Here is a 23,005-nt window from a genome sequence, read left to right on the forward strand (position 1 = left end):
TAGCAAGGTATACATAATTTTGACTGTGGCAACACTTTTTAGAGATTTAAGTTATCGGTATCAGTTTCTCTCAGTGACTCTACGATGTGATCGCGCGTCTGGCTGCGAGTGAGCGTAGGCGGCACTGCTCGTTTGGGTCAACTAGCCTGGGAAAATTTGACCGTCAGCGCCGAAACTAAAGTTTTAGACCGTTGCTGCGGTAGCGGTCAAACTAAGCAATTTCTGGTGCAATATTTCCCGGATGTCACAGGACTTGACGCTGCGCCATTATCTCTGCAAGGGGCAAGGAAAAATGTACCATCAGCCAATTATTATTTAGAAGCTTTTGCCGAGTCGATGCCTTTTCCCGACTGTCAGTTTGACAGGAGTACACAGCAGCGTTGCGATGCACGAAATGCAACGGGCGCAATTGCGACAATCTTTCAGGAAGTATACCGCGCGATCAAGTCCGGTGGTCTATTCATTTTGGTAGATTTTCATCTGACCATAAATCCGGTACTTTTGCCAGGGTTGGCTGTATTTTTGTGGTTGTTTGAGACTGAAACTGCAGGGAAGTTGAGCGAAACAGACTTGGAAAGTTTGTTGGCAGAGGTGGGATGGCGATCGTACAATTCCAAAGAAGCTCAACAACCCAAAATTTATGCTGGCGGCAGCATTCAAGTAATATCATTTCCGGTTACACCGGAATGATGTTGACGGTTGACTGTTCACGGCGTCAACAGTCAACCGTCAACAGTGAACTCGAATTTACTCTTCCGATGCTAACGGATTTGATATAATCCAAGTTCAAAAGTCATTCGTCAAAAGTCATTAGGAGACAAGATTGCCTTTCCTTGCAAACAATCTGGAAAAGCATCGGCGTTTATCTGCGTTTATCTGCGGTTTCCCTAGCACTCAAAAAAATTTGCAATAAGTCTACTAATGACTCATGACTCATAACTAAACAAACTTTTTCGCTGCTGCCAAAGCCGCCTCAAACTTGAGCAACACATCCTTTTCTGTGTGAATAGCTTTCTCTTGTTCCAGCAGCGGGCGGCCAAAGCGAAAAATGCCGTCTTGTTCTACGTGGTCTACATAAGGCAGCGTTTCTGGATGCGGCAAAAATTTTCTGCCGATTGGGTACGGCGTGTGGAAAGAAAAGCTAAAATCGGGAAACTTGTCGCTCTTGATTTCGAGATAGTAAAGCGAGTAATAATCTTTGGTTTCGCAGTACACACATTCGCGGCACTTATTTACAAGTTTGCGGTTCTGATAGAAAAAATCCCACTTGTCCCAATAGTAGCCATCTTTCATCATTTCCTGGTGGTCGTCGCACAGTTCGAGATATAATTTGTCAGAATCCGCCGGACGGTAGAAATAAAGCATGGCGTAGGGCATTTCAATCAGTAACTTGACTGCTTGATTTTTTCGCTGGTACCATTCTTGTTGGTGAGTTTCGTAGACTTCCTTATATTTAATTGCTTTAAAGCTGTTGAGCTGATTTTCTTTGGCCCAGCGCGACGCCCAAACTGTCCAGTAAGCTAGCTGGAAGGTTGCTGAAATTTCCGCCGAACCTTGTTCTTTCCAGTCGGCAATAATTTTTTCCCAAGCTGAACTAAAAGCTACTCGTGATTGTTCGTTTTCTTCAGGCTTTTCTGTATTGATTGGGGGGGGGATTTCGCGATTATTTTTAATCAGCCCTTTGGGTTCTTTGCGCCAATTATTAATATCGGTTGGCGTTAGACTTAAGATGAATCTTCTGTCGTGAACGGGATATTCTAAATGGATTCCTGATTTACGGAAAGAGCGGTATTCTAAAATAGGGAGTTTGTCTTGTTCAATCCACTGCTGGCGTTCTGCTGGCGAACACTTGAGTATTGTTTCTAATTCTACCGGATCGACGGCTAATTCACTTTTGAATGTCTCCCAAAATCTTTCTTGTTCGGCTGGATTTTCTTCCAGCAGGGATACAATTCGGTTGACGAGATGATCGGTTTGGTCTTGGCAATTTTCGGGAAGTCCTAAGAAGTCGAGGAGTTTGGTCTTGAGTATGCGTCTGGCTGAGATTAGCTCGGCTAACATGAGAAGCTCCAGTAGAGTCATGACTTGCGCCCTTGAATTGGCAAGATTTGCACAAGTCTTATATATCTTAATAGATTCTCTTGGGTTGTCGGCAATTGAAATGTCTGCGCCAGCGAAGCTATCCCGATCGCGCGTGTGTGCCCGTTGCGGTAGGGAATCGCCCACCAGCAGCCCCATCCCTAAGCTAAAATACTCAAAGCTAGACCAAAAGCCCGATCGACCTTTTGCCCTTATTGGCTAAAATCGATAATTGCGATCGCGCACCCACAAACTCACAGGCACAGCATGGCCTGTTTTGTCAACCTTTACTTCTACTAAAAAAGATTGTCGCTGGTTCCTTTGAGCTTCGCTAATCTCCTGATTGACTTTTTCCCTTTCATCCTCTGGCATATAATAAGTTTCTAAGCCGTATTCCATCTGCCAACCGTTATATTTGCCCTTAATTGCGATTTGGTTGGCGGGCAAATTGGTAGGATTTTCTAGACTGACGCGGACGGGTTTCCAAGCTTGGGGGCGGCCGGGATTAGTCGCCGCTTTTGGCGCTTCTAAGATTACATAAAAACTGGTTTTTGCCTTGACAGTGTTCGTATTTTGTGGACAAACAACTCCGGGCGGACAATATATTTTTTCCGTGGGTAAATCTTTCCAGCCGGGGAGTTTTTGGAGATTTGTGCGATCGGAAATATCATAGCTCAAAACTTGGTAATATCCGCGCAAAAAGTCGTAAGGGTCTACTGGTGCTGTTTGCAGGACAACTGTTTTGCCAGTAATAAAAGTGTAAACGGCGGTGGCGGGTACGGCGGCAATTAGTCCGATTTGCAAGAGTAAAGGAACCCACATTCGCCACGCGGGAAGGCGTTTTGCTTCCGGGGGAAGCTGAAACAGATTTGTTGTATCTGGATTGTTAACTAATAAGTCAATGTTGTTTGTGTTCATGTTATGTATGGGTTATATTGTTTACGGTGGTTTCGGAATGATTAAACCACAGAGAACGCAGAGGGCGATGAGTGAGAGAAGAGAGAGGTGAATAATTTCTATTCATCGGGAATTTTTGCGAAGTGGCGCTCGAACCACAAACCCGCAGCAATTACGCCTATTCCGCACAAAACAAATACAAAAGATTTGAGCAACAATCCTGTGTTATATTCAAACACTCTGCTGATAATTTGCAGGGTGATTAATACCATGCCTCCCCAAAAAGTCCGGCGGTTTCCTAAAGCTAAACCTTCTCGGATTAAGCCGACAGCGAGCAAAAATAAGAAAACATTGAACAGAAAAGTCGCTAATTGAGGAATGGGAGTAAAACTGAGGTGAAAAAACGGTATAAAGGCGCTGGCGAGGATTAAAATGCCGATCGCACTTGTGGTCAAATCCACACCATTTTGTTTGGGCCGCCGGAGTTCCAAACGTCCCAGACGCAGCCATTCAAACACCGTGAAACCCCCCAAAACAACCACATTTGCCAGCAAAACCCAATCGGGCTTAGTTGGCGCAGGATTCGGCGAATCTTGCCAAAACCAGTGGAAAGAAAGAAAATAAAACAAACCGGCGAGAAACAGCAGTGCTAAACTGCGGGCGGTAGGTTGAAACAGCTTGTTGCGTACCTTGGGCCAGATTGCATCGTCGTATCCCCATAGCAAAGCGGGCGGTAAAGCACAAAAAATTGCTGTACCCCAGGTTTGATTTAACCCTTGGACTATAGAAACTTGTAGGGAAAAAATTATCGCGATCGCACCTAGGGTAAAAATAGCACGCGATCGACACCAATAAGCCAGGGGCACAAACATTATACTGGCTGCGATCGGCATTTGCCGCACCAAAACTTCCAGCCAAGAAAACTCGACTTTGGAAGACCAATCTAACACGGCAAACCAATAGCCCCAACCGATTAAAAGTGCGGACAAAACGCCCAAGGAAGTCAACCGCAAACTGTAAGCCATTCCGAGCACGCCGATTCCCCAAGCAAGGAAAAGTCCGTAGGAAGAACCGCCAATGTGGAACATTTGCGCCATCAATGCCATATTTGCTCCTAAAATCAGAGCACCTAACAGCAACAATCCTTCACCTAGGAGTGTGTTTCGCCCTTTTGTTGCGGGCATATTGGGATGGGAGTTTTGGCTTCGGGATGGGGGAATTCGCCACAGATAGAAACCCCCCGCATTGACTGCTACGAAAAGACTTAGCAGCAGTGCAACTCTCACTTCGCGCGACCAAACTTGCCAGTTTGCGGCTACAAAGGTGATGACTCCTATACCGAGGAGAATGCCGCCGAGACTGATGAGAATGCTGAGGAATCGGTTGCGGGAGGCGGTTTCGAGTGTGTTGAATTGGTAGCGTTCGGAAAGTTGTTGGTAGAATGAAGTGTCGATGAGTCCTTCTGCTTGCCAGAGTTTGGCTTGATCTCGCAACTCGCGCCGAAATTTATCTGAAATCATTGTTTATATTCCAGAGGATTTGAACTCAATACGGTTTAGTTAAGGCCGATCCCCCCTAGCCCCCCTTAAGAAGGGGGGGACAAGAACTTACTCAAAGTCCCTCTTTTTAAGGGGGGGACAAGAACCTACTCAAAGTCCCCCTTTTTAAGGGGGATTTAGGGGGATCTCCGAGGAATAAACAGTTTTAACCCAAGCGTATTGGATTTGAACTGTGATAGTTTTTAATATGTCACTTGTGGGTCGATTGTCGATGGAGGCTGGGACACCTGCTGAACTTGCACAGCAGTTTTGATTGATATCCTTCGGCTGTTGAAACCGTTTCTACATAAACAAACTACCAGCAGAAAGGAACGAATAAATCAAGGAATGTAATATTATGGTACAAGCTCACTCTAAAAAATTAACTTTTGACGAGTACCTTAATTACTCAAATGATACGGGTCAACGCTATGAGTTAATTGATGGGGAGTTAATAGCTTTGCCACCAGAATCTGAACCTAATAATTTCATTGCTAACTATCTATTTTTCTATCTGGCTAGCAGCGGGCTAGTGCCACTCAGGCTGATTAAAACGCATAATTGCGAGGTTCAAGTTGCCGTTTTGCGATCGGGAGATGCGGCCAACCGCTACCCCGATTTGATAATTCTGGAACCTGAACATATTCCGCTGACAGGAATCAGGCTAACTATCACTTTCGATATGCTGCCTCCTCGGTTTGTTGTGGAGGTAGTGAGTCCGGGTAGAGTGGGCAGGGATCGGGATTACGATCCTCTTCGAGGGCTTCGCCAACGCAAACGAGCTCAGTACGCAGCGCGGGGCATCGCAGAGTATTGGGTTATCGATCCAATAGAACAAGTGGTGACGGTTTTGCGGCTTGAGGAGGGGCAATATGTTGAGGTTGGGGTATTTCGGGATGGAGAGGCGATAGTATCTCCGATGTTTCCACAGCTAAGTTTGACGGTTCAACAGATTTTGAGTGGAGAGGTTTAAGGGCGGATCAATAGCTAATTGGTTAGCATTCATATAACCAATTAGCTATTAGTGAAAATCTCCACTCTCAACCTGATTAAGGCTATGTTTCAATCCCTAATAGAGTTTTAGTTTGATTGCGGCAGCGCTCGATTTGCGTCGAGATGCAATTTGGAGTAACCCGTTTCAATCCCTAATACCAATTTTTTATGAGGCCCCGTAGAATCCGATCCCCCCTAGCCCCCCGCGTCCGGGGGGGGACAAGAGTCCGATCTTTCGTCCCCCTACTATCAGGGAGATGCGAGGGGGATCGAGATATGTGCAACTTCACATTAAATTGGTATTGTAAAACTTCCTTGAGTTTATAAGCAATTATAAACAATAATGGTATTATATTGTTGTGAGTGTTGAACAAGGAATACGCATAGCCCAAAAAACGCAAGTCTCAAATGCAACTAACACAGAGGCACATCATTAAATCAACGGAACACCGTTTCGCCCAAATAGACGAACTAGCTTTCAAGTCCAAAAACCTCTACAATGCCGCCAATTACGTCATTCGTCAGAGCTTTATTTATGGATGGGGTTATGTCAGTTATAACGAAATGAACCGATTGATGAAGTCTCACGAAGCATATAAGGCTTTGCCTGCTAAAGTAAGTCAGCAAATCTTGATGGTGCTAGACAAAAATTGGAAATCGTTTTTTGAAGCCGTTAAAGCTTACAAAGTCGATCATTCCAAATTCACAGGTCGCCCAAAACTACCAAAGTACAAAGATAAGGTCAAAGGGCGAAACCTTCTCATCTACACGATTCAAGCAATTAGCAGCAAACAGTTGAAGAAAGGAATCATTAAACTTTCCGGCACTGAACTTTCAATTAAAACCCAACTCAATCCCAACCAAATTTGTCAAGTTCGACTGGTTCCGAAATGTGATTCATATATAATTGAGGTCATTTATGATGCTTGTACTGAGCGTAGTCGAAGTGAAGCGGAGTCCACCCTTGACAATGCCAACTCTGTAGCTAGTATTGATTTGGGACTGGATAATTTAGTAGCGCTAACTTCAAATCAACCGGGATTTATCCCTTTGTTGATTAACGGGCGACCATTGAAATCGATTAACCAGTTTTACAACAAGCGGAAAGCACGATTGCAATCCCAGTTAAAAGGGAATCGCAAAACTTCGCCCCGCATTCAGCGCTTAACTCGCTGTCGCCATCAAAAAGTTGACAATTACTTACATCATGCTAGCCGTCTAATTATTAACCTTTTGCTCACCAAGCAGATTGGGACCCTAGTAATTGGCAAGAACGCGCAGTGGAAAACAGAAATCGAGTTAGGGAAGAAAAACAATCAAAATTTTGTTAGTATTCCTCACTCTCGATTAATTGAAATGTTGGAGTACCAAGCTCGGTTGGCGGGAATCACAGTAATTGTGCAGGAAGAATCCTACACATCCCGCTCCAGTTTTTTAGGTTTAGACCCAATTCCTGTTTATGGAAAAACCGAAAAAGAGCCTGTGTTTACTGGTAAGCGGATTAAGCGGGGTTTGTACAAAACATCGACTGGTCAGCTAATTAATTCCGATGTGAATGCAGCGTACAATATCCTCAGAAAAGCAATCCCAAATGCGTTCCGCAATGGGATAGGGAGCTGCGTAGTTCAGCCGAGGCGGGTCGATCCGCTCAAAGTGAAAGGGAAGGGGGAGGGACTTAACGCCTCCCATGTCATGCAATAAATGACTATACTTTTACCAGCTATAACCGCTCGTAACTGTCCATCGTTTTGCTGCCTAGTATTTGTAAGCAGCAAAACCTGAGCGGAACCAAGACGATTTACCTCTCAAGGTAGATGTCGGTGAATCGTGTCTTTGAGATGCTCGATATGAAATATAACTATTTATACTAATGCCGCATCTTTTGTTGGTAGACGACGAAGCCCCACTCTGTGAAAGCCTTGCTTACTCACTGAGAAAGGAAGGCTATGAGGTCACTACAGCACCTGATGGACACAGCGCGATCAAACAATTCCACAAGCAAGTACCCGATATCATTCTGCTCGATCTGATGATGCCAGAAGTTGATGGGATGGAAGTGTGTTGGCGTATCCGGGCTTTTTCTAATGTGCCTATACTGATGCTAACGGCTAAAGACCAAGATATGGATAAAGTGTTGGGCTTAGAGGCAGGGGCAGATGATTATGTGACCAAACCCTTCAATACGCAGGAATTGCTCGCACGGATTAAAGCTTTGCTGCGCCGCCATCATGCGGAATCTACTTAAAAGCGGTTAAGGCATCCTTCAAGGGTTTGATAGCTCGGTTGGCTCAATCCGTGACCAATGGCGCTAGGTTAGGATCACTTGCAACGGATACACCATTTATACCAGCCATGTTTGAGCGGATGAAACTTTTTGCCCAAGACTCCTTCACGAGCAGATGGTTAGCATCTTTTCGGTGGAATTCAATCCACACGAAGCTCTTGTTTACCTATCTACTCCTGATCGTCTTAGGAACCTCGCTTATGTCTGGTTACATCCTATGGACGTTTTATGCCTTTTTCATGCAGTCTCGTCAGACAGATTTAGAAAACTGGGCAACAGCACTGAGCGAGAGCGTTGCAGATGCCCTCGAAGAAAAAGATACGCAACGGGTGCAGACCACTGTTCGGCGCTATGGGGCACCCGCCAATATCACACTCCGTGTCTTTGATGCCCAAGGTTCGCTGCTAGCCACCTCTAACCCTCAAACAGATCGACAAATCACCAATTGGCTGCTGATACCTGGCGTTTCAGAAGCACTACACGGTCATTCGGTGCAGGGCATGGCTAAAGGGGTTTTATCAACGGACGATCGCCTCTATATTGTCAAACCGATGACTCGCAACGGTCAGATGTTGGGGATATTACGCATCTCGATTACTTTAGAACAGTTTCAGAAACAGTTTGTAAGGGTGATCTGGACAATTTTAGTGGCCCTTGGCATTACCATTCTTCTCTGTACCTTGGTCAGCGAGCGATTAGCCCGGAGTCTCTCTAAACCCATTGAGGTGATGCGAAACTTTGCGATTCGCGTGGGTAGAGGACAGTTTGATGACAAACTCGTGATTCGTCAAAGTAATGAACTAGACCAACTCGCAACGGAACTGAATCGTATGAGTGAACGGTTGAAATCATTGGACAACGAACGCAGAGTCTTCCTAGCGAATGTTTCCCATGAACTGCGGACCCCTGTGAGTAATGTTCAGGTCACCATTGATGCGCTGGAGCGTGGCGCTGTGGATGAGCTGGAGTTGCGCGATCGCTTCTTTCAAACCATCAAAGAGGAGACGAAGCGGCTTTCGGGCTTGATTCACGATTTGCTCGATTTAGGACGCTTAGAAGCGGGTGTCACGCTATTAGAAATCCAAGCCATTCCCTTAGAAAGTGTCATCAGCCGTGCGATTAGAGCAATGGAAGTTCGTATGCAGGCTAAAAACGTGACTGTAGAAGTTGATGTTGCTGACCTTCGGATTATGGGCGATTCGGAACGCTTATTACAGGCTTTTTTGAATCTCTTAGACAATGCGATTAAATACTCTACCCCCAATGCTCGTATTTTCATTGCTGCCTCTGGCAACAAGCAACAGGCTCTGATTTCAATTCGAGACCAGGGAAGCGGCATTCCTGAAACCGATTTACCTCGCATTTTTGAACAGTTTTACACCACGAGCCGCTCTAGTAAGAATGGGGTTGGTCTGGGTCTAGCGATTGCCAGACGCATTATTGAAGCGCATGGAGGCAGCATTACAGCCAGTAGTAAACCCGGTCAAGGGGCTGTATTCACCCTTTCTCTACCCTTAGAATCATAAGTAGTTGATCCCGTTGTCTGGTTCCGTGTCACTTCTTCCACCAAACCCAAACCGAGGCCGAACTTTGCACAGCAGCGTTTCAATCCCTGATAGGGATTTAGGTTGATTGCAACTAGGTTTTCCCTGAGCGTTTATTTCTTCCAAACTCATAGTTTCAATCCCTGATAGGGATTTAGGTTGATTGCAACTTGAGTTAAATGCCGTTCTCGATACAAACAAGCGTTTCAATCCCTGATAGGGATTTAGGTTGATTGCAACTTGAATGTACAAACTCATTACAAATAGCGATTCGGGTTTCAATCCCTGATAGGGATTTAGGTTGATTGCAACTCTTTATGGGTGAGACTGTTTCAACTTGTACCCCTTTGTTTCAATCCCTGATAGGGATTTAGGTTGATTGCAACCCAATATAGAGAAACAGATAGAAGTTTTACGAGAGCGTTTCAATCCCTGATAGGGATTTAGGTTGATTGCAACGTTTCTATAATTTCGATGAAATGCTTTACGTAGGCGATCGTTTCAATCCCTGATAGGGATTTAGGTTGATTGCAACAGGTCTTAATAATGTTTGCCTTTCTCCTTACTTGTTTCAATCCCTGAGAGGGATTTAGGTTGATTGCAACGCTAGCTGATACTGTTTGTGGCGATATACCCAGGGTTTCAATCCCTGATAGGGATTTAGGTTGATTGCAACTGCAGTCATGGCAAGCGTGAAAGCGTCGGATGTCGATGTTTCAATCCCTGATAGGGATTTAGGTTGATTGCAACGGCCTCGTGCCTCGGCCGGCCGGCGCAGGCGCCGGCGCCAAGTTTCAATCCCTGATAGGGATTTAGGTTGATTGCAACCGCATTCCCTTTATCTTAAAAAGGCTAATTGCTAAGTTTCAATCCCTGATAGGGATTTAGGTTGATTGCAACCCGGATCGAATTCTTCGGGTTCTACAACCGGAGGGGTCAGTTTCAATCCCTGATAGGGATTTAGGTTGATTGCAACGAAAATAGTGATACCCCTATCGCTACCTTTTTTCAGGTTTCAATCCCTGATAGGGATTTAGGTTGATTGCAACAACTAGCGGTTTTTCTGTGGAAGCCTAAACTATGAGTTTCAATCCCTGATAGGGATTTAGGTTGATTGCAACCGCCGATCGCACTCCGGCTCCCTGTTCGTGTTCATAAGTTTCAATCCCTGATAGGGATTTAGGTTGATTGCAACGCTCAACCCAAGTAGGATCAACCATATATTTAGTGTTTCAATCCCTGATAGGGATTTAGGTTGATTGCAACCACAAGACTTTGACGAAACAAACCCAGAATACTGGTTTCAATCCCTGATAGGGATTTAGGTTGATTGCAACCCTACAATGCCATACTTCCCTGCGACAAGATATGTTTCAATCCCTGATAGGGATTTAGGTTGATTGCAACAACGGAACGACAGGCATGAACACCGCAGCAATCGCGCGTTTCAATCCCTGATAGGGATTTAGGTTGATTGCAACCTTAAGTTCTTCAGGCATAGGGGAGAAGGTGTTGTTTCAATCCCTGATAGGGATTTAGGTTGATTGCAACTGTACGCCAGCTTGCAGCTGATGGAGCAATCGACTCCTACCGACCACAAGTTTCAATCCCTGATAGGGATTTAGGTTGATTGCAACCGAAACTCCACCACCGACACGCGGGGGATTGCTTGTTTCAATCCCTGATAGGGATTTAGGTTGATTGCAACATTGAGCTTTTCCAGTTCAAAGGCTGGAATCTCCTTGTTTCAATCCCTGATAGGGATTTAGGTTGATTGCAACAAGTGCGGCTGCAACGATTGCTTGAATTTGTTGCTAGTTTCAATCCCTGATAGGGATTTAGGTTGATTGCAACTTTAGACGATCTAAGCGAAATAGATGATTCTGAGTTTCAATCCCTGATAGGGATTTAGGTTGATTGCAACTTGGAATTGTTAGCCAAGTTCCATATACATTAATGTTTCAATCCCTGATAGGGATTTAGGTTGATTGCAACCTGCGGTCATACCAAAGAAGTCGTAGAAAGAACAACGCCGTTTCAATCCCTGATAGGGATTTAGGTTGATTGCAACGCGGGTGCGATCGTTCAAGTCCATGCCTTTAAGCATGTTTCAATCCCTGATAGGGATTTAGGTTGATTGCAACACCGGATTTGCACGATGAGAAGTCCGAAGTTTGGGAGTTTCAATCCCTGATAGGGATTTAGGTTGATTGCAACTCTGTTGGGCGGTTGCCGGGGTTTCCCGACCAGTAATGTTTCAATCCCTGATAGGGATTTAGGTTGATTGCAACTCGGCTTTAATTTGGCCCCAGTACAAGCAGTGGGTTTCAATCCCTGATAGGGATTTAGGTTGATTGCAACTCGCTAATGTGGCCGTATCAAGCCTGATACTCACTGTTTCAATCCCTGATAGGGATTTAGGTTGATTGCAACCTTCAGGGAAAGGGTTGGAAGCGCAGTACATATGTTTCAATCCCTGATAGGGATTTAGGTTGATTGCAACGATTCTATCGTTCACTGCTATTACTTATCAATTGTTTCAATCCCTGATAGGGATTTAGGTTGATTGCAACGTATTAGTGATAGAACTATTAACTCTATCATTAATGTTTCAATCCCTGATAGGGATTTAGGTTGATTGCAACCCTCATATAGGGACTCGCTGGGATTGTCCTACTTGTAAGTTTCAATCCCTGATAGGGATTTAGGTTGATTGCAACAGTTTTTGCCAGAGCAGGTAAGTGCTATTAAGCGTTTCAATCCCTGATAGGGATTTAGGTTGATTGCAACAGTATTGTTGGATAAGTACAGTGGGTGTACAATCTCCGTTTCAATCCCTGATAGGGATTTAGGTTGATTGCAACTTCACTTGCAGTTCGTAATAAAGGATAATTCCATTGTGTTTCAATCCCTGATAGGGATTTAGGTTGATTGCAACCAGGGTAGTCAGATTCGGCCTCTGAAGTTGAATCGGTTTCAATCCCTGATAGGGATTTAGGTTGATTGCAACGAAAAATAATAATTTAGCAGTTAATTCTGCTCGTTTCAATCCCTGATAGGGATTTAGGTTGATTGCAACTTAAAAAATTTCGGGCGCCTGAGGTTTTCCAATTAGTTTCAATCCCTGATAGGGATTTAGGTTGATTGCAACTAAATTTCGAGGCACGGTAAGGAGCCGGAATCCGTTTCAATCCCTGATAGGGATTTAGGTTGATTGCAACTGTTGGTTTCTGAAACCATTACTGTATTTAGTTTTCAAGGTTCGTTTGCGTCTGTACATATTAAAAGTACCATTTCAAGATCGACCTGTCAAGAGGCAAAATTTTCAACAAGCCTCAAAACCTTTCACAGCAAGCAATACCGCATTTGCGTCTGTCTAATTTTTCCTAAAATGTCTTAAACCCATACTACGCAACTGATACAGCCGAAAAAAATTACCCCCTCAAAAAAACACCTACCCATAGACGCAAAACTCAACCCTCAACCCGATTCAAATTCCAGTCATAGGGCAAAAAAACGATCGCCCATCCATCGCCCACAGCCGCCTCCGGCCCCAAATAACCGCCCACATAATCAGCCACCGAACCCGCCGCCTTTACAAAATCCTCCCCGTACCACTTAAAAATCTTGCTCAAATAAAGCGTCTTTTTCTCGGCATCATATCGCACCTTATCAGGATTGTGAATAAAACGGCTCGCATCCGCTTCTAGTTGAGTCCGTACCGACTCCGGGAAATAAGCCCCCCGGCGCAGCAGCGGGCACCCGACTGAAGCGCAAACTAATGCAAAATGGATGCGCGGTTCGGCAAATTCCGGCCGCAAAATTGCGTGTTCGATTTGATTGAGACTGTACTTTTTGCCGCCAATAATCGTATTTGAACGAGTGAAAAAATCCAAAAAACTCAGCCAGTTGGGAATTCCCAAAATTTTGGGACGGATGGACGCGATCGGATATACTTCCAGAACTTGAGAAATTGCGATCGCATTATACGCATTCAGCCACAACGCCAGCCGCGCATCCGCATCAGTACCATCCGTCAAATCCACATCCGCCAAACTTTCCAGCCACCCCCTCAAAACATCCGCCCCCTCAGCTTTCCAGCCCCGATAATTGACGCGGCCGAAATCGTCAACGTAGCGTTGCAGCAACTCGTCCCAAATCGTAAAGTCGATCGTAGCGATCATTTATTACTATCCATAATATAAGGCGGGCATTGCTTTAGCTTCTGCTTCTATTTAATACTACCGTCAACCAAAATAATACCTCCAACGGTAGGATTTTTTAGATTAGACCCATCAAACGGGCTCTGGTTAAATTCACTTGAGTAAAATTAGTACCTTGTAAATTAGCTTGCCACAAAGAAGCCCCGCTCAAATTTGCCCCGGATAAATTAGCTTCCCTAAAATTTGCTTCTCTCAAATCTGCCCCTTGCAAATTCGCATTTGCTAAACTCGCCTGCGGCAGGGGAATGCCGATAAAATCGCCGCCCGGACACTGGTTAGCGTACCACAACTAATTGACTTGCTGCGGGTTAGGTGCAATCACCGGTGTAGCCAACCCGAAAATCATTCCTCATGAAACTGCTCCCAAAGTTACAGATTTCCTGCTCTTTACATTCTACAATCTTAAAAGATTCTTAATTTCAATTTCAACGGGGATCGGTTTCTTCCGGCACAACACCCCTCTCACTTTGAGCTGCATTTTTTTTAATTTCCCTTACCTTCCTAACAAATTATGACGGATCGCACCAACTTTTTCGATAAACTGTTAGCGGCTGTTGAAACCAATCAAAGTTTGCTGTATTTAGCCCTCGACCCCGACCCAGAAACCTTGCCCCCCCTGGTTTCCATGACTGGGGAAGAGACTCAAACTTTTGTAACTGATTTGTTGTCAAAGCTAAAAAGTGCGATCGACCAAACAGCCGATTTAATCTGTGCCTGCAAAATCACCCTCGGTTTTTACCAATCTCTCGGTATTCCCGGTTGGGCATTGCTGCAAGAAATTTTAACAATTATTCCCCCTCACCTGCCAGTAATTTTAGATGCCAAACACTGCGATTTAAATACCAGCACAGTGTTTGCCAAAATTGTATTTCAAGACTGGCGAGTTGACGCTATTACCTTAAGTCCCTATGCCGGATTCGACCAAGTAGCGCCTTTTTTGTTATACGCCGGAAAAACTGTTTTTGTACTCTGTGCCACCGCCAACCCCTCAGCCGAGGCTGTGCAAGAATACCCGACGCCAGAAAATCCTTTGTACTTGCAATTAGTCCGACTCTCTCAAACTTGGGGAACTCCCGAAAAAGTCGGTTTAGAAGTAGGAGTAATGCCGGATATGTTAGCGCGCATCCGCCAAGCTGCTCCTGAACGCCTAATTTTAGTCGAAGGAGACATCGCCGAAGAAAATGACCTGACAGAAGAAAACGACCTCGCACAACTGCTGGCGGCTGGTTTAAGCAAGAATGGTGAAGGTTTATTGCTGCCAGTCCCCCCCAGTTTATTAGCGGAGAAAGAGCAGCGCCGAGCAATTGAGAAATTGCGGGATAATATTAATCAACAGAGGCTAAAGGCGATCGAAGGTAGTCCCACTTGCGAACTGTGGCTGCCCGATGTTTGCTTTTTGCAACCGGAACCTCACCGCGATTTAATCTTGCAACTTTATGACATCGGCTGCGTAGTTTTTGGCGACCACGTACAAGCATCGGGCGCCGTATTTCCATATTACATCGACTTGCGGAAAATAATTTCTATTCCGCAGATTTTCCACCAAATTGTCAGCGCTTATGCAGAGATTCTCAAGGATTTAAAATTCGATCGCATTGCGGGAATTCCCTACGGTTCTTTACCCACAGCAACCGGTTTAGCATTGCGGATGGAACGCCCGATGATTTTCCCGCGCAAGGAGGTGAAAACTTACGGTGCCGGCAAATTGATTGAGGGGCATTTTCATCCAGGAGAAACGATTGTCGTAGTCGATGATATTTTGATTAGTGGCAAAAGCGTGATGGAAGGCGCGGCTAAGTTAAAATCTGCTGGCTTGAATGTGGAAGATATCGTGGTATTGATCGACCACGAACAGGGAGTCAAAGATAAGATGCAGGCCAACGGTTATCGCGCCCATTCTGTGTTAGCGCTGTCGGAAATAGCTGAAGTTTTGTATCGAGCCAATCGCATTGATACCGAGCAATTCAATCTTTTGACAGCGGAACATTAAACCCCAATTCCTCTATGGCAGACTTTTACCAACCATAATCGCCAAAAATTAATAATCTGAGCAACCCGCCCCCACTCAATGTACGTTTTTTCCCTGATATCGGAAGTTAGTGCATTTGGCTTTTGGGATTTTAAAATCCCAAAAGCCTTTCGATCCCAATTATTTGAACGCTACCCCTTGACAGACCAAGACAGTATCTACGATTTTATGTTTATCTGCAATTAAACATAAAAAAAATCCCCCAAATGGGGGATTTCCTTCAAGGCTATTACATAGCCTTAGTCTCCGGCATCAGACACTTATCAGAATCGCAGCCCGCCGGCCCCGAATCCATCATTTCACCTAAGTCATAGCGACTCAAAGCCGCGTGAAAAACATCAATTTCGCGGCGCGCTAAAGTCTCTTCCACCATCTTGGTGTAAGTTTCCTTGTTTATTGGTTCAAAGGGCAGACGCGGGAAAGTTTCAAGAGCATCAAACCGAGCTAAAAGCGCTGCGGAAATGTAGCCTTCATCATCGCGAATCGCTTCATAAATCCGCGTACCCAAACTTTCCACTTCATTTTCGCGCAGTTCAATCGTCGCCGAAGTGTTATGTCTGACATAGAACTTTTGCACTTGCATATAAAAGTCCATTTGTGCCGCCGCTGAGAACTTGTTAATGTCAATTTCATCAGCTCCCGGCAAGTCAGCCCAACTTACCGCAACAGGTATTTCTACCAGCCATTCTGTACAGCGTTCATCGAAGGGATTGTTCAGCAAATTGCCGTTTTCATCCTTGTCAGATTGAGACGGAATCACATTGTATCCGTAGTCGATGCAGGCGAGGGCTACGGGGTCGTTTTTGCCGAAAGTGATTCGGCGAATGAAACGCTGGGCTTTCGGCGGATGCCAGCCGGGGGAAGCACCTGTCAGCAGAGATTTAGTACCCGATGGTTGAACCGTTGTGCAGCGATTTGGGCGTTTTAAGGAATGGCGATCGCAATAATCCCATACTACCCGATTCACAATCTCGCGCCAACCACTCAAATACTCTTCTTCCCGCTGTTTAAAAGCGATTCCTTGCGGAGTTTGCGGGCGGCCTTCCCCCCACCAGCGCAGCCACTCAACGCCAAAAGCATGAACGAAGAAATCGAACAATCCCGTGAAAGAGACGCCGACAATCGGGTCTAATTCGCGGCTGTATTGATAGCGGGGTTCAAGAAATTTGTGATTGAGAAGTACCGCGACAGATAGAGCCGCCGCCTTGAAAGCTTCCTCCTGTTCTTTGAAATTGTAAGGGTCAATTTGATTGAGGTGAACCTCAGAAAGATTACAGTGGAAGTTAGAGCCGATGATTTCCAGTTTTGTTACCCTAAAGGCTTTTTATCCTTTAGTTCTACAGATTCGATTTTCCCTGTAGCTCGGCGTACTTTTTCATTTACTTTAGTTGTAAATGCCCCGCACTCTTGCCAGGATTATATTCTTCAATAAAGAAGGTTCACCCGGTACGCTCTACGGTGGTAAAGGATTTTTAATTCCCTTACTTACCTCGGAGTCAACATCTCAGTCTTCTCCGATTTTGCGAGGTTTTTTACGTGAGGCAAAATTACTTACCACACGGGTTTAAGCCCACACGGACTAACCGATGCTCTAACTCGCCAGCAGTCATATTAGGATGGCGTTCCTGCAACCACTCTTTAGCTTTTCCTTCGTCGTAAGCTTTCAAAAACTCACTTCTAAGACTCGGTGTTGAAAGTAAATCAACGTTAGATCTAGCTACAGCTTCCCCCGCCCATTGAATCGCGCCTTCGCCGCTGTAATACTGTTTGCGGACAGCATCAATACATTCTTCTAGCGTAGGTTTGGTATGGAAAACTCGCGTATGATTTGCCATCCGAAGGGCATCGCGTTCTGGATCTATTCTCCAGTTGCCGCTTTCATCTTGTTGCCACAGATTGTTTTTAGCATTTGCCCCCAGTTCGTCATCAAAAGAAAACTGACGCATTCCGGCACTGTTATGCGTCAGATAACCATCGCAGTAGAAACAATGAGCTTCTTCAACTTCAATATCGTAGGTTTTGACATGATCGTAACTGCCTATTCCTTTGACTGTGACTGGAATATCTAATGAGATATCAGTCTCAACGATATAGCGTTCATAATTAGCATCAACGGTGCGGGAACCTTGGAACCCCATTTCTCGCATCTCGCTGTATGTGTAAGCTTCCCGCATTATCACACCGGGAACGGTAAAACCATACATTTTCAGCCCTTGGCGCAGTTCTCCCTTAACAGAGTAAGGTGAAATCAAAGCGTTATAACGCTGTTTAAATGCTGGAATCGTGATGCTGTACTTAATTTGCCATCCTTGTTGCTGGGGATAATTGGTGAGAATTCTGCCAGCAATACCCAAGCTGGATAAAACTGCACTTATTTGTCTCACAAATGACCGATATACTGAGGTTACTAGATGAGGTGGTCGGCTATTAATAGATCCGTCACTGTCCATTAATCCGGCTAGATAAGCTGCTCGGATATCTACTGATCCCTGCAAAATAAAACTAGGAATTGCTAAGGGAAGATTTGGCTGCTTGATGTAGCGATGGAAATATTCAGCTAATCGTATAGAGGAACAGATGGATTTAGCGGTATTTTCACCCTTGATGTTGCCATGAGTAGCAGTCAAGCCAAACAAAGCTAAACCAGCATTGATTTTAGCTTGAATTTTAGGTGTCAGTTCTGTATCTAAGGCGTTCATTGCCCATTCAACACGGCCATAGGGTTTACCGTATTTATTGCGACCAATAGCTACATAGCCATCACCGTGAGTAAACCCAATCAGCCAAGCCACTTCACTTGTCAGTTCAGGAATTACAAACGCCTTAGCTGTTCCGCTTTTTGAGGGCCTAGACATTGTAAAGTCAGCAGGCAAATGGGTAATTGTCCCAGGTAAAACTTGTGTGTTGTGCAGGAGGCGATCGCCCTCAGCTAAATTAGCAACTGATTTCCACACAATTGTGCCTCTAGCATCTGCCAGCACTGCTTGAGAGTGGTTTAAAGTTGCTCTAGGATAAGTGCCATTAGTTTCTATTTCGTAGACATCTTGAAATCCTTGGTCGAATTTATCAACCACTCGCCTGAATCCTAGAGGAGTCTGCACTAAGTCACCCACTTGCACGTCGCAAATGGGAACGAGTCCTTTAGAAGTATGAACTAGGGCATCTTCGGGCAAACAGCGGCGAATATTACCAGCAACAATTGTCACCGCCGCTTCATCAATCAACACGCAGCATTCAACTGAATTTAACTGCCGCCCTAAAGCTTTATTCAAAATTGCGGCGCAGCGCTGATAAAGGTCGGGCAATTTCACCGGATTTGCTACTCCGCCAAAACCTTTTAAAGGTTCTCCCACCGGGCGAACGTCGCTCAAATCGATGAATACTTGAACTTCTCCTGCAAATCTTTCATCTGTGGATAATTCCAGCAAAGTTTGATAGGATTTTACCCAACCTTGGCGAGAATCTCCGACATAAATAGTTGCGGTTTTTTCTGCTATTTTTATTTCGGTTGCTTGACGGCGCAACTGGGCGGGTGTAGAGCCGATTTCGCCTTGCATGGTTAGGGTTAAACGGTTGCAAATCGGCGGCAGTTGGTTGATATATTGTGGTTCCAAGACTGCCCCAGTGCCGCAGCCCATCATTGCCAAATCCATCAACAAACCAAAGGAACGCCAGTCGAGAATATTTGTTGAGGAGCAATTATATGCACCGGAAAAATTCTCTGGTTGTTCGATCCATTTGCTGCCACCTACCCACAGCCAGCGGCCTGAAGCGAGGGTTTTGAGCTGGTTTTGCATCCGGTGCAGCAGTTGTGTTTCTTCGGGGGTGAGGTTTCCCAGCTTTTGCAACCCCTTGACAGTTCGATCGCACACTTGGGCCCAAGTCTCCCTTCCCGTCTCGGTGCGGCGGCTGTAAGTCCTAAAAAATACTGGATTGGCTGCGGGTGCTGTTTCGGGGAAATCGGACGGGTTGCGTTTCTCGCTGGCACTCGATCGCTCTAATTCTCGAACCATAGGTTGTGTACTGACGTGTCGGAATAAATCAACAGACTACGAATATACAACAGGATTCAGATTTAGGGTAAAAGGTTAATATATTTGACAATTTGCACTAGATATGGGGCACAGAACTGTACAAGCTCGATCGGGCGAGATCCTCAAAACTTGACAAAAAAACCCGATTTCTTCCTGAAACCGGGTGAATAGCAAATCTTGTCAATTGTCAATCCTTTGTCAATAAAAACTCAATATTGGGTAACAGCGGGTCTTGAACAACCCCCACACCGTTAAAGCCCCAACGTTCGAGTAGCTTTTTCACCTGAGAACCGGAAATCGATTCTACTCCGAATCGATCGGCAACATCAGCAGCGTGGGCATTCAGATAGCTCAAAGCGTCATAGTCTTCGCGAAACATCAGCAGGTAACTCACTGCCGCATCGGGATTGGGATTGGCACAGAGATATTTGCCGTCACTGCGGGAACGTAGCAAGTAAAAAACTTGAGATAACATATTATCTTGGTTAGCAAAATAATATGTTACCTCAAATTGGTAATTAGGAATTGCCCAAACGATTTTAGACTGACAATTTCAGATTGTATAAAAGTTGAGTTTTTTTCAACTTTCTACCTCAAAAGTACATAATTGATGCCTAAAATCGCTGGGAATCTAGCAGTTAAATCAAAGTCAGTGCTAAACCTTTAATCCCTCGCCCGTCACCAATTTGACCGACAATCGAAGCTTGACCAGTCGTCAAATTGATATTGTATAGACTCGAAACTCCGCCAACCTCGATCGCAGCCAAAGCCGTCTCGTTACCGCCAACACTCCTGACATCAAAGCCGAGAACAGTACCAGCATCAATTCCCAAAGATCCGATCGTATTCAACACCCCATTATTCGGTGGATCTTGTCGCACCAAAATGTCTAAATTGGTGTCAATTGCAAATAGCGTTGTCGAAGCTGCCCCTGCAAGGTTATTCACATAGGCAGCAGCAGCAGCCGCGCCGGGATTGCCAAAATTGCGATCGCCCGCAGCATAAGCCAAATTCCCGTCGAGTTGAACTCCCCCCGTCAACGTGTCAACATCGACAATTGCCCCCGTATCCGGGTTGAGGCGGGCGTTTTGACCGGCTTGATTGACAAACCGAATTCGATCGACTGTCGGATTGAAATCAAAACCCGCAGCCCCCGGAGTTAGGGGAACAGCAAACTGTCCGCTACCGACTGGACTTGCTTGCCCAGTAACGGGATTGATCGCGTACAAGCGATTGCTAGAACCCACACCGTATAGCACACCGTTAGCGGGGCGAAAATCAATTCCCAGCAAACTTTCTCCCGGCTGCAACCCTGTAACTGCCACGTCGCTGAGAATCGCCCGCGGTGCCGCCTCGTTAAAACCAACAATTGTTTCAGCGCCATTTCTGACAGTTAAGGCGTAAGCTGTAGGCAAAGGCAAAGCCAAACCGTTAATCTGTCTCCCGTCGGCAATTTGACCGACAAAGGAAGCTTGACCGCTACTTAAATTGATATTGTACAAGCCGGAAACGCCACCAACTTCCAGCGCCGCCACTGCCACCTCGCGGCCGCCAATACTCCTGACATCAAAGCCGAGAACGCTAGTAGCATCAACTCCCAAAGATCCGATCGTATTCAACCCTCCATTATTCGGCGGATCTTGTCGCACCAAAACATCCAAATCGCTGTCAATTACAAACAGCGTTGTCGAAGTTGCCCCTGCAAAGTTGTTCACATACGCAGCCCCAGCAGCCGCTGGATTTGACCCAAAATTGCGATCGCCCGCAACATAAGCTAAATTCCCGTCGAGTTGAATTCCCCCCGCCAGCGTGTCAAAATCCACAAGTGCCCCGGTATCCGGGTTGAGGCGGGCGTTTTGATCGGCTTCATTGACAAACCGAATTCGATCGACTGTCGGATTGAAATCAAAACCCACAGCCCCCGGAGTTAGGGGAACAGCAAACTCCCCGTTACCGACTGGACTTGCTTCCCCAGTCATCGGATTGACAGTATACAAGCGATTGCTAGAACCCACACCGTAAAGCAAACCGTTAGCGGGGCGATAATCAATTCCCAGCAAACTTTCTCCCGCTTGCAATCCAGTCACGGGCAAATCTGAGATCACACTTCCCGGATTGGAAAGACTAAAACCGACAATCCGATTAGCAGGAGTTAAAGCATAAGCCGTTGTCCGCGCTGGAGGCGGGGGATTGGGAACAACGCTGCCAATATTATTAGTGAAACTTGCCTGGTTAATCGCACTTTGTCTCACCCCTCTGAGAGTAGCGAAAAATTCTCCTGTTACGCGGTCTTGAATAACAGTATCGTTTCCAGCTTCCAGAATATTTAAGTCGCTAAAACTGACACCTTCGCCCAAACCGATTAAATCTGTACCTGGTACAAAATCGGCGATCGCGTCCGCATTTGCCAAACTAACACCGCCGCTGGTACGGAAAGGGTCAGCCTCAGCGTAGCGCCTCAAAACAAATACGTCGGCCCCGTCTCCGCCTATCAGGATGTCAGTATCTCGATCGCCCGACAAAACATCATTGCCGGAGTTTCCCGATATGGAATCGCTGCCTTTTCCGCCCACTAAAAAATCGTTACCTTCTCCGCCGTTAATAGTGTCGTTCTCTAAATCTCCAAAAAGCGAGTCTTGACCCGAATTGCCCTCTATTAAATCGCTTTGCTTACCTCCATAAATGCTGTCATTACCGGAATTACCGGCAATGGTGTCATTGCCCATCAAACCAAAAATCAGGTCATCTTCTGGAGTTCCTGCTAGCAAGTCTGCTTGGGCGGTGCCTCTAATTTCTGCCATCCTCTAATCACCCTCTAAATTTGATACTTCTGTTGCCTAACGGCGGTGGTATTCTCAGTCAAAATATCACAAATTGGCACTTTTAGGATAGTTTTTCTTATTTTCGGCTGTAGGGGTGGCTTGCCATACAAGTATTACAGGCAGAGCAAATGATATATAAACCCCCCCCGGATTCAAATAAACCCACTCCTAAATACAGATCACTTAGCCGTATTTTATAGTTGGCTGTGTAGCCAAGGGCGATCGCAGCTCAACTGCAAACAGGCAAGCTGAAATTTTTAGCGGTGCGAACCTATGAAATTTTGTACTGCGTTCATTAGTAATATACGCTGACTCTATAATTTTGGATCTGTACAGTCAGAATTTTTTTTTCAACTTTAATCTTAAAGCCTGCCAAGGGGGGCTTTGTGTGTGTAGCGGCGACCACCATCGCTCAATATAAAGTGGATAATAACTGCGGAATTTACTTAACTGGAGTTTAGACTAAAAAACGATCGCATCTAAAAGTAGTTGCCTTTGGATAGAAGGCAAGCTGTTACTCAAAAACTCAAGAGGGCTCAGATTAAATAGCTAATCTTGAAGA

The 23,005-nt window shown here is 45.4% G+C and carries 15 protein-coding genes and 1 CRISPR repeat array; of the genes, 6 read left to right on the forward strand and 9 right to left on the reverse strand.

Annotation, left to right across the window (positions count from 1 at the left end; translation table 11 throughout):
* The first annotated feature begins 108 nt into the window (after positions 1–108).
* On the forward strand, positions 109–690 hold the full coding sequence (locus NDI35_RS21980; RefSeq protein ID WP_445314583.1) for a class I SAM-dependent methyltransferase: 582 nt from the start codon (positions 109–111) through the stop codon (positions 688–690).
* A gap of 249 nt (positions 691–939) precedes the next feature.
* Here the strand turns inward: NDI35_RS21980 and NDI35_RS21985 are convergent, their stop codons facing one another.
* From NDI35_RS21985 to NDI35_RS21995, 3 genes are all read right to left on the reverse strand, one after another.
* Positions 940–2,061 carry a hypothetical protein gene (locus tag NDI35_RS21985; protein ID WP_445314584.1) on the reverse strand — a complete coding sequence of 374 codons (1,122 nt, stop codon included), beginning with the start codon at positions 2,059–2,061 and terminating at the stop codon, positions 940–942.
* 237 nt (positions 2,062–2,298) lie between these two features.
* Positions 2,299–2,997 (reverse strand): GDYXXLXY domain-containing protein, encoded by a 699-nt coding sequence (locus NDI35_RS21990; protein WP_445314585.1) that lies wholly within the window; start codon positions 2,995–2,997, stop codon positions 2,299–2,301.
* 98 nt (positions 2,998–3,095) lie between these two features.
* A complete protein-coding gene (locus NDI35_RS21995; RefSeq protein ID WP_445314586.1) occupies positions 3,096–4,496 on the reverse strand; it encodes a DUF2157 domain-containing protein in 1,401 nt (466 codons plus the stop codon).
* A gap of 376 nt (positions 4,497–4,872) precedes the next feature.
* On the opposite strand from NDI35_RS21995, the gene NDI35_RS22000 reads away from it, so the two are divergent.
* The 4 genes from NDI35_RS22000 (at position 4,873) to NDI35_RS22015 (ending at position 9,317) form a co-directional block, all read left to right on the forward strand.
* Positions 4,873–5,487: a Uma2 family endonuclease gene (locus tag NDI35_RS22000; protein ID WP_445314587.1), complete on the forward strand. Its 615-nt coding sequence runs from the start codon at positions 4,873–4,875 to the stop codon at positions 5,485–5,487.
* A gap of 428 nt (positions 5,488–5,915) precedes the next feature.
* Positions 5,916–7,208, forward strand: coding sequence for an RNA-guided endonuclease InsQ/TnpB family protein (locus tag NDI35_RS22005; RefSeq protein ID WP_445314588.1), 1,293 nt, complete (start codon positions 5,916–5,918; stop codon positions 7,206–7,208).
* A 169-nt stretch (positions 7,209–7,377) separates the two neighbouring features.
* Positions 7,378–7,752 (forward strand): response regulator transcription factor, encoded by a 375-nt coding sequence (locus tag NDI35_RS22010; RefSeq protein WP_190659809.1) that lies wholly within the window; start codon positions 7,378–7,380, stop codon positions 7,750–7,752.
* Between the two features lie 239 nt (positions 7,753–7,991).
* Positions 7,992–9,317: a sensor histidine kinase gene (locus tag NDI35_RS22015; protein WP_445314589.1), complete on the forward strand. Its 1,326-nt coding sequence runs from the start codon at positions 7,992–7,994 to the stop codon at positions 9,315–9,317.
* A gap of 76 nt (positions 9,318–9,393) precedes the next feature.
* Positions 9,394–12,556: direct repeats of the CRISPR family, unit length 37 nt; unit sequence GTTTCAATCCCTGATAGGGATTTAGGTTGATTGCAAC.
* Positions 12,557–12,808: 252 nt separating this feature from the next.
* On the opposite strand, the gene NDI35_RS22020 is transcribed toward NDI35_RS22015, so the two are convergent.
* Both NDI35_RS22020 and NDI35_RS22025 read right to left on the reverse strand, forming a co-directional pair.
* Positions 12,809–13,519 (reverse strand): DUF547 domain-containing protein, encoded by a 711-nt coding sequence (locus NDI35_RS22020; protein ID WP_445314590.1) that lies wholly within the window; start codon positions 13,517–13,519, stop codon positions 12,809–12,811.
* 97 nt (positions 13,520–13,616) lie between these two features.
* Positions 13,617–13,847 (reverse strand): pentapeptide repeat-containing protein, encoded by a 231-nt coding sequence (locus NDI35_RS22025; protein ID WP_445314591.1) that lies wholly within the window; start codon positions 13,845–13,847, stop codon positions 13,617–13,619.
* Between the two features lie 222 nt (positions 13,848–14,069).
* Here NDI35_RS22025 and NDI35_RS22030 point away from each other — a divergent pair, with 222 nt between their 5' ends.
* Positions 14,070–15,548, forward strand: a complete 1,479-nt coding sequence (locus NDI35_RS22030; protein ID WP_445314592.1) for a bifunctional orotidine-5'-phosphate decarboxylase/orotate phosphoribosyltransferase — start codon at positions 14,070–14,072, stop codon at positions 15,546–15,548.
* 268 nt (positions 15,549–15,816) lie between these two features.
* On the opposite strand, the gene nrdJ is transcribed toward NDI35_RS22030, so the two are convergent.
* From nrdJ to NDI35_RS22050, 4 genes are all read right to left on the reverse strand, one after another.
* Positions 15,817–16,890, reverse strand: a complete 1,074-nt coding sequence (gene nrdJ, locus NDI35_RS22035) for a ribonucleoside-triphosphate reductase, adenosylcobalamin-dependent (protein ID WP_445314597.1) — start codon at positions 16,888–16,890, stop codon at positions 15,817–15,819.
* A 244-nt stretch (positions 16,891–17,134) separates the two neighbouring features.
* Positions 17,135–19,600 (reverse strand): LAGLIDADG family homing endonuclease, encoded by a 2,466-nt coding sequence (locus NDI35_RS22040; protein WP_445314593.1) that lies wholly within the window; start codon positions 19,598–19,600, stop codon positions 17,135–17,137.
* A 208-nt stretch (positions 19,601–19,808) separates the two neighbouring features.
* The gene (locus NDI35_RS22045; protein ID WP_333069295.1) at positions 19,809–20,096 is read right to left on the reverse strand and encodes a hypothetical protein; all 288 of its coding nucleotides are present in this window, start codon (positions 20,094–20,096) and stop codon (positions 19,809–19,811) included.
* Positions 20,097–20,259: 163 nt separating this feature from the next.
* Complete coding sequence (locus NDI35_RS22050; protein WP_445314594.1) at positions 20,260–22,422, reverse strand: DUF4394 domain-containing protein; 2,163 nt, start codon at positions 22,420–22,422, stop codon at positions 20,260–20,262.
* Between the last annotated feature and the right edge of the window lie 583 nt (positions 22,423–23,005).

Origin of the sequence: Microcoleus vaginatus FACHB-2002 (assembly GCF_040004035.1) — a bacterium.
Classification (GTDB): Bacteria; Cyanobacteriota; Cyanobacteriia; order Cyanobacteriales; family Microcoleaceae; genus Microcoleus; species Microcoleus vaginatus_C.

Coding starts and splice junctions, on each gene's coding strand:
- NDI35_RS21995 (WP_445314586.1), bottom strand. CDS start 4,496: ATGATTTCAGATAAATTTCGGCGCGAGTTGCGAGATCAAGCCAAACTC.
- NDI35_RS22050 (WP_445314594.1), bottom strand. CDS start 22,422: ATGGCAGAAATTAGAGGCACCGCCCAAGCAGACTTGCTAGCAGGAACT.
- NDI35_RS22005 (WP_445314588.1), top strand. CDS start 5,916: ATGCAACTAACACAGAGGCACATCATTAAATCAACGGAACACCGTTTC.
- NDI35_RS22030 (WP_445314592.1), top strand. CDS start 14,070: ATGACGGATCGCACCAACTTTTTCGATAAACTGTTAGCGGCTGTTGAA.
- NDI35_RS22040 (WP_445314593.1), bottom strand. CDS start 19,600: ATGGTTCGAGAATTAGAGCGATCGAGTGCCAGCGAGAAACGCAACCCG.
- NDI35_RS22000 (WP_445314587.1), top strand. CDS start 4,873: ATGGTACAAGCTCACTCTAAAAAATTAACTTTTGACGAGTACCTTAAT.
- NDI35_RS21985 (WP_445314584.1), bottom strand. CDS start 2,061: ATGTTAGCCGAGCTAATCTCAGCCAGACGCATACTCAAGACCAAACTC.
- NDI35_RS22045 (WP_333069295.1), bottom strand. CDS start 20,096: ATGTTATCTCAAGTTTTTTACTTGCTACGTTCCCGCAGTGACGGCAAA.
- NDI35_RS22010 (WP_190659809.1), top strand. CDS start 7,378: ATGCCGCATCTTTTGTTGGTAGACGACGAAGCCCCACTCTGTGAAAGC.
- NDI35_RS22020 (WP_445314590.1), bottom strand. CDS start 13,519: ATGATCGCTACGATCGACTTTACGATTTGGGACGAGTTGCTGCAACGC.
- NDI35_RS21990 (WP_445314585.1), bottom strand. CDS start 2,997: ATGAACACAAACAACATTGACTTATTAGTTAACAATCCAGATACAACA.
- NDI35_RS22015 (WP_445314589.1), top strand. CDS start 7,992: ATGTCTGGTTACATCCTATGGACGTTTTATGCCTTTTTCATGCAGTCT.